General features: G+C 46.1%; 7 protein-coding genes. 2 read left to right on the top strand and 5 right to left on the bottom strand.

Going from position 1 to position 7,067, the window contains the following annotated elements:
* On the top strand, positions 1–1,629 hold a 1,629-nt coding region (gene argS / locus B4033_RS04615; RefSeq protein WP_286832435.1), incomplete at its 5' end, for an arginine--tRNA ligase.
* A gap of 386 nt (positions 1,630–2,015) precedes the next feature.
* The gene (locus B4033_RS04610; RefSeq protein ID WP_076752853.1) at positions 2,016–2,630 is read left to right on the top strand and encodes an SPOR domain-containing protein; all 615 of its coding nucleotides are present in this window, start codon (positions 2,016–2,018) and stop codon (positions 2,628–2,630) included.
* 92 nt (positions 2,631–2,722) lie between these two features.
* On the opposite strand, the gene asd is transcribed toward B4033_RS04610, so the two are convergent.
* From asd to B4033_RS04585, 5 genes are all read right to left on the bottom strand, one after another.
* On the bottom strand, positions 2,723–3,574 hold the full coding sequence (gene asd, locus B4033_RS04605; protein ID WP_048882146.1) for an archaetidylserine decarboxylase: 852 nt from the start codon (positions 3,572–3,574) through the stop codon (positions 2,723–2,725).
* On the bottom strand, positions 3,571–4,419 hold the full coding sequence (locus B4033_RS04600; protein WP_071320125.1) for a sulfurtransferase: 849 nt from the start codon (positions 4,417–4,419) through the stop codon (positions 3,571–3,573). The genes asd and B4033_RS04600 overlap by 4 nt, the downstream gene beginning before the upstream one ends.
* Before the next feature lie 164 nt (positions 4,420–4,583).
* The gene (pncB, locus tag B4033_RS04595; protein WP_048882144.1) at positions 4,584–5,795 is read right to left on the bottom strand and encodes a nicotinate phosphoribosyltransferase; all 1,212 of its coding nucleotides are present in this window, start codon (positions 5,793–5,795) and stop codon (positions 4,584–4,586) included.
* A gap of 118 nt (positions 5,796–5,913) precedes the next feature.
* Positions 5,914–6,444 carry an ankyrin repeat domain-containing protein gene (locus tag B4033_RS04590; RefSeq protein WP_048882143.1) on the bottom strand — a complete coding sequence of 177 codons (531 nt, stop codon included), beginning with the start codon at positions 6,442–6,444 and terminating at the stop codon, positions 5,914–5,916.
* A 185-nt stretch (positions 6,445–6,629) separates the two neighbouring features.
* The coding region (locus B4033_RS04585; protein ID WP_286832432.1) for a catalase-related domain-containing protein at positions 6,630–7,067 on the bottom strand (438 nt) is incomplete at its 5' end.

Here is a 7,067-nt window from a genome sequence, read left to right as displayed (position 1 = left end):
GCGGGTATGAAGCCGCGTGATTTAGCAGAAAAAATCCTTGCTGCCTTGCCAGAAGTTGCAGATATCAGCAAAGCCGAGATTGCAGGCCCGGGTTTCATTAACTTCTTCCTGAATGCTGACCAGCGTTTCGCGGTTCTGGACCAGATCCAGGCGCAACAAGCGACTTATGGTCGTACCCAGGCCAATGCGGAAAAACGCGTCCAGGTGGAATTCGTATCTGCGAATCCAACCTCTAGCCTGCATGTGGGTCATGGCCGTGGTGCTGCATATGGTATGACCGTAGCGAACCTGTTAGAGGCAACAGGTGCGAAAGTTGACCGGGAATATTATGTGAATGATGCTGGTCGTCAAATGGATATTCTGGCGACTTCAACTTATTTACGTTATCTGGAATTGACTGGCCAAGAACTGGTATTCCCGAAAAATGCCTATCAAGGCGACTATGTTAAAGAGATCGCACAAAGCATTATCGACCAGGATGGCGATGCCTATGTACGCCCGGTGGCAGACGTCTACAAAGACGTACCTGAAGATGTGCAGTTTGCGGCTGAACCGGATGCTGAAGGCAATAAAGTCGTACTTTCAGGCGATAAAGAAAAACATATCGATGGCTTGATCTTCAATTCTCAAAGCTTAATTGGCGAAGGTTACCGCGTGTTCCATCAAGCAGCGCTTAAAGCGATTCTTGATGATATTAAAGATGACCTTGGTGAATTTGGTGTGACTTTCAACCAGTGGTTCAGTGAAGCATCTTTGACAGAAAAAATTGAAGAAGCATTACAAACGCTGGATCAACGTGGTTTCTTATACGAAAAAGATGGCAATATCTGGTTCAAATCAACTGAATTTGGTGATGAAAAAGACCGTGTGGTCAAACGCCGTAATGGTCAAACGACTTATTTCGCATCAGACATTGCGTACCACTTAAATAAACTCCAACGTGGCTATACCGATATCATTGATATCTGGGGTTCAGACCATCACGGTTATATCGCACGTGTAAAAGCCGCGATTGATGCACTGGGTTATGATTCGAAGAAACTGACTGTACTCTTAGTGCAGTTCGTCAGCTTATGGCGTGGGGGTGAGATGGTACAAATGTCGTCTCGTTCAGGTCAGTTCGTGACTTTGCGTGACCTGCGTAAAGAAGTGGGTAATGACGCAGCACGTTTCTACTATGTGATGCGTAAGTCTGAACAGCACATTGACTTTGACCTTGACCTTGCAGTGTCACAAAGCAAGGACAACGCTGTGTACTATATCCAGTATGCCCATGCACGTATCTGCCGTATGTTAGAAAAGGCGGTCGCGACAGGCGTGAACTTTGATGCTGTGACTGCACGTGGTCTGGCCGCTAAGCTCGAGCTGGATGCTGAAACTGAAATCCTGGCAAAACTGGCAGCCTACCCTGAGATTGTGGTTCGTGCTGCAAACAGCTATGAACCGCACCAGGTGGGTAACTATCTGAAAGAATTGGCTGCATTGTTCCATGGTTGGTACAATGAGAACAAAGTACTCGGTGATGATGCTGAACTGACTCAAGCTCGTCTGCTGTTGTCTGTAAATGTACGTCAAGTGCTCCGTAATGGTCTGGAACTTCTTGGCGTATCAGCTCCTGAATCAATGTAAAGCACTGCTTTTACATTGATGCAAGAAGATAAATAGTTAAAGCACTGCTTTGCATGCTCGCAAGACGAGAGCTAGGCTCGAAGTGGAAATGTAAAGCAGTGCTTTTCTATTTGACGCGAGACGAAGAACTTTGTTCAGAGTGAGCATGTAAGCCCAGCTTTGTAAGCTCGTAATGTGAGAGCTCTGCTTGAAGTTAGCATGCAAGCAGACAGCCAAAACTATGAACTAGATGTCTGATTTGACATCTAGTTCATAAAAATATCCTGTGGAGTGGGTGATTTGTATAATGACATTTGTATTACGATCACATACGATGCAGAGAGTAAGGCATAACACCGGTTATGCCTTTTTCTGTCTGGTAAAATAAATACAAGAGGAAATCCCCAGTGTTTGGAAAAACGCAACGCGGTGTATCTGAACGTCCGAACAAGCCAAAGAAGCCATTGATTCCTGCATGGCTAGGCACACTCGTGATCATTTTAATCGTGTTAAGTTTTCTGGTGGCGCTCATGCTGTGGAAGCCATGGGAACCTGTAAAACCAAACAATGATCAGATCACTTCTCAGCATTATGAAGAGGAAGATACCAACAAGGATTATCGCTTCTATGACCTGTTGCCGAAACAGCAGGTCACTCCAATTCCTGAACAGGCTGTGCCTGAAACCAATAAACAGGATGCCGTGGTCATTGTAGAAGCTCCTCGAACTGAGGAAGCTGCACCTGAAACTGTGAATGAGCCGGGACTGGTAACTGAAGAACCTGCTGCACCAGTAGCGACCTATATTCTACAAGTACGCAGTTTTGATGATCCGGATCAGGCGGATGCACGCCGTGCCGAGATTATCCTGAATGGCCTATCTGCGGATGTGGTCAGAAGTGTTGAAAATGGCAAGGTCTGGTACCGTGTGGTTTCCGGTCCCTATGATTCTGTAGAAGCGGCGGTGATTGCGCAACAGACTTTGCAGCATAGTGGCATCGATTCGATTGTTGTGAAGCAATAAATAAATTCTAGATCTAAAAAAAGCGCCTGATGGCGCTTTTTTTTGTACCTTCTAATTCCTCCCTTTTCAAAGGAAGGTCGGGAGGAATTTTCTTAAACGGTATGCCCTAAAGCTTCACCCATCAACACTGTTGAATTGGCTTTAAACTTCTCATCCCATTGCATCTTGTTTTCTTCAAACAGAATGACAGCCGTTGAGCCCAGGTAGAAACGGCCAAGTTCTGCACCTTTCTCCAGGAACAGATTATGCTGGTTCAATTCAATCCGGCCTGAAGGTTTTACTTTACCCGTAGCAACCGTTTCAATACCGGCGACGATCATGGCCCCAACAAGCACCACTGCCATACGACCAAGCTCAGTATCAAACAGGCACACCATGCGCTCATTACGTGCAAACAGGCCTGGAATATTTTCTGCTGTCGTCTGGTTGACCGAGAACAGTTCACCCGGTACATACAGGGTTTCTGTCAGTGTGCCAGCAAATGGCATATGCACACGGTGATAGTCACGTGGGGACAGATATACTGTGGCAAATTCACCATTTTTAAAGGGCTGCGCCAGTTGTGGATCGGCAATCAGATTTTCAACTGTAAACTTTTGACCTTTGGCCTGGAACACATCACCATTTTCAATCTTGCCAAGCTGGGAAATGGCACCATCGGCAGGAGAAACAATACTGCCCTCGTCAGCGTCGACCGCACGCACTCCGGTTCTTAGACCGCGGGTAAAGAAATCATTAAATGACTTGAACTTCAAGGCATTGGTCTGCTCCGCAATCGACATATCGATGCCGTATTTGGCTTTAAAAGCAGAAATCACCGCAGTTTTTACAACCGGATTTTCACTGGCTGCAATTTTACCTACCACACGAGACAGACGATGCTGTGGCACCACTTTCTGAGCCTGGATAAATAATTGTTGTTTTAAACGCGATGTGATGCTCAAGATGGCAACTCCCCTGTAGCGATTGGACTATCGAGGCGGTTGCCCCATTCACTCCACGCACCGTCATAAGCCTGAATTTTCCAGCCGAGCAGACGTCCTAAGATATAGGCCAGCCCAGAGCGGTGATGTGACTGACAGTACACCACCACAGGCTGCTTAAGATTAAAACCCAGTTGTTCCAGGCGCTGTTGTGTGCGCTGCAAAGGGTGTAATTTTAAATGATTTTCACGGTTAAGGGCAGTACTCCACTCAAAATGACGTGCTCCCGGAATGTGACCGCCGCGTCGTGCTGTCAGACGCAGGCCGGTATATTCATCTTCAGTACGGCAATCCCAGAGCTGGATCTGCCCTTGATCGACCTGCTGACGTAGGGCTTCATAGTCAATCCGTACTGCATTTTCCTGGTTAAGGTTGATCTGCACCAGTTGTTCGACTGGCTCCAGCTTCACCGGATCAGAGGAAGTCGGCAGCCCAGCCGCTAACCAGGCATGAATACCGCCATTGAGTAAGCTGGTGTTCTCAAATCCTAAACAATGCAGGTTCCATAATAGACGCCCTGCCCAAGCCCCACCTTCATCATCATAAGCCACGACATGATGCTCAGGAGAAATATTCAGATAACGAACTAGTGCCTCCAGGCCTTCTTGATCCGGTAATAAACCCAAAGCTTGCTCTTCCTGACGAACCAGCATTTTTGGCTGTAAATGGAGTGCATGCGGAATATGCAGCTGTTCATAAACAGAGGCACGGCTCAGGTCAACAATACGGAGTTTTTCATTGCCCAGATGCGGCACCAAGTCTTCTGTTTCTATCAGCAGACCCAAATTAAAAGCTGAAGCTGTCATCGTTATCATAGATATTCTGGTTCAAATCAGTCTGATCTTAGCACAGCTCATTTTCACAATTATGCGGTTTTTATTGGGTTATTTATCACAATTTATGCTAATGACCCTAGCAGACAGGACATTGCATAAAAAAACCGCCTCAGGTTGGAGACGGCTGATTGGGATTACTGTTCAGCGACTTCGCTGATGTCAAATACCTGACGCAGATACGCAAGAAAGGTATCATTGTCGGTCATGGTTTTTCCTGGACTGTCGGAAATTTTTGCGACTGACTGACGGTTACATTCCACCAGTTTCAGCACGATATTCAGCGGTGTCTGTCCCATGTCATTGGTCAAATTCGTTCCGATCCCGAAGCTGACCTGGAAGCGATCTTTGAAGTACTGATGCAGTTTCCAGGCTTTTTCCAGATTCAGTCCATCACTGAAAGTCAGCATCTTGGTTTTGCTGTCTATTTTCAGTTTTTTATAGTGGGCATAGGCTTTATCGCCCCATTCATAAGGGTCGCCACTGTCATGACGCAGGCCATCAAACAGCTTGGCAAAATACAGGTCGAAATCACGTAAGAAGGCATCCATCCCGACCACATCAGTCAGGGCAATTCCCAGATCACCACGATATTCCTGCACCCAGGTTTCAAGTGCTGCTTTCTGGAAATCACGCAGGCGTACATCCAGTGCCTGGAAAGCTTGCAGGAATTCATGCGCCATCGTACCAATTGGCGTAATACCCAATTCTTTGGCTAATAGTACATTACTGGTTCCACGGAAGACTTGTGGCGCTGCCTTATTAAATTCTTCCACCACATGCTTTTGCCACTCGAAGCTGTAACGACGGCGGGTACCAAAATCAGATACCAGAAATGGCGGATCATTTGAATCCTGCGAAGCATCGTACTGTTTCAGCAGTTCCATTTTGGCCTGCAGCCGACGTTCACCTTCTATCAGCACTTCTGGAGTACGGATCCGGCTGAAATACAGTTCGTTGACAATCGCCAGGACAAAGATTTCAAACATCATGGCCTGAACCATTGGGCCTTCAACAGTAATGTCTAAACGACCTTCACTGTCGATGGTCGCCTTGATAAAGCGGCGTTTGAGCTGGAACAGCTCCAGATAATCCACAAAATCACTTTTGATAAAACGCAAGCTGCGTAAATACTGTAGTTCATCTTCTTTAAATTTCAGCTGGCACAGCAGATCAAGCTGATGGTTCAGATCATCCAGGATATCCGTCAGCGGATAAACCGTATCTTCAAGATTACGGCAACGGAAATGATAAAGACTGTGTGTTTGCGGAAACTTGTGTAATACTACTTGTAACATGGTGAATTTGTACAAGTCAGTATCAAGCAGGGATTGGATGATTGGCGCCATAACTTAGGAAATATCGCTGTGCTTATCTTTGCATTAAAGCATAAAAAGCCCTGCAATATTGCAGCAATTACATACAGCCAGGAGAAATATAGACCAAAGTACTGCCATAAATAACAGCTTATTTGTCTACTTTTGCTTTAGGTTTTTCTGCTTCCTGGATGATTTTTTGTAGCTGTTTTTCCTGGCCAATCACTTTAGCAAATTCAGCCGTGGTTTTTTGTCCGGCCTTTTTGGCTTGGGCATCACAATCCATCTGACGCAGCTGTTTGGCGATGGCAAATTCCATTTTGAACAAGGCCCCCATTAAAGCGGTATTGCCGCGGTTGTCTCGGGCACAGCGGTCTGCACCATGTTTCAACAAGGTTGTAACAATACTCTGATGACCATAATAGGTCGCCATCATCAGCGGGGTATAACCGTCTTTATTGCGCACATCGACCGGAAAGCCATGTTTTAAAAATTCGTTGATGACTTCGCTATTGCCAATTTTGGCAGCAGCGAAGAAGAGGTCGACCAATTCCTGTTGTGAAGTCATCTGAACGCTTGCCACAGTTTTTGCAGGGGAGACATTCTTCACTTCAGCAGCAGTTGCAAATGCGGAACTGAAGGCAAGAATACTGGCTAAAAATGCTTTTGGCATAAATTTCATGATGAACTCCAACAGAAATCGAAAAGAAAATTTCAGTCACTCAGGATTCAATTCACCTGAGATGAGATAGAAACGGAGTGCCTGTAAAACTCCCCCTAGGGTGCAGGAAAGGTTTGGAGTTTTACAGGACTTTTCGGAGGTGATGTGCTATACCCTAGTCACCAGTTCCTCAAGACCAATCGAGATTAGTCTTTTAATTTTGCAGCTTTGGCTTTAACCGTCGCCAGGTTACCGTTGACTGCTTTGGTCATACGGGTACCGTAGTCTGCATCTGCCTTGTAGAAATAAGACAACATGATGTGCTTGGTTTCTGAATCTTTGACATTGCCCAGGTCAGCCGCCAGGTTCATGATCAGGTCATCTTTCTCTTTGGCCGTGTATGAACGGTACAGCTCACCTGCCTGCTTGAAGTTCTGCTCTTTCACGCCAATTTGCTGTACATGACCAGATAATGGAGTTTGTACCGCACGTGCTTTCGCAGTGGCAGCTTTTGGCTCTTTACGGCTAGGCTCATAGTTCACATCTGAGTCACGCTCAGATACATTCATGTAGCCATCCTGGTTATTGTTGTTCACATTTACCACTGGACGGTTCACCGGAATTTGCTGGTGGTTGGCGCCTAA

It is taken from the genome of Acinetobacter sp. UBA3132 (assembly GCF_002364825.1).
GTDB classification, from domain to species: Bacteria; Pseudomonadota; Gammaproteobacteria; order Pseudomonadales; family Moraxellaceae; genus Acinetobacter; species Acinetobacter schindleri.
This window is presented reverse-complemented; position numbering and strand designations above follow the sequence as displayed.

Excerpts from the sequence above, each read along its gene's own strand:
- B4033_RS04600 (WP_071320125.1), bottom strand. The coding sequence starts at position 4,419 with ATGACAGCTTCAGCTTTTAATTTGGGTCTGCTGATAGAAACAGAAGAC.
- pncB (WP_048882144.1), bottom strand. The coding sequence starts at position 5,795 with ATGGCGCCAATCATCCAATCCCTGCTTGATACTGACTTGTACAAATTC.
- B4033_RS04590 (WP_048882143.1), bottom strand. The coding sequence starts at position 6,444 with ATGAAATTTATGCCAAAAGCATTTTTAGCCAGTATTCTTGCCTTCAGT.